Annotated in this window: 1 pseudogene; it reads left to right on the plus strand. The window is 80.3% G+C overall.

The features are described 5' to 3' along the window. Positions 1-427 (plus strand): annotated as a pseudogene (locus CR470_RS38460) (PucR family transcriptional regulator); the annotation flags it as partial.

Genomic DNA, 427 nt, shown 5'->3' on the forward strand with positions numbered 1-427 from the left:
GACCCGGAGGCGGCGGGGGCCCTGACCCGGCTGGCCCGGGTGGTCGCCCGCGAACGCCCCGGCTCCCCCTCCTCGGCCACCGACACCCACGGCGGTACCCACCTCGCCGCGTACGCGCTGGGCGGCGGCGAAAGCCTGGTCCTGGCGCTGACGACCCGGCGACGGGAGCCCGGCGACCACACGGTGGCGGGCATCGCGGTGGTCCTTCTCTCCCTCCTGGCCGCCCCCCACCAGGGCGCGGACGCGGCGGGCCGTTCGGCGGCCCTGGTCCGCATGCTCCTGGGCGCCTCCCCCGCCGAGGTGGCCCCGCTCCTCGGCTCCACCGGCCCCTGGACGGTGATCCACGCCCGCCGCACGGACGGCGCCCCGGCGGACGCCCTGACGGCCGGCGCCCTCGGCGCGTCGCTGGGCACGGCCCTGGTCGACG

It is taken from the genome of Streptomyces sp. rh34 (genome assembly GCF_002551245.1).
In the GTDB taxonomy this organism is placed as follows: domain Bacteria; phylum Actinomycetota; class Actinomycetes; order Streptomycetales; family Streptomycetaceae; genus Streptomyces.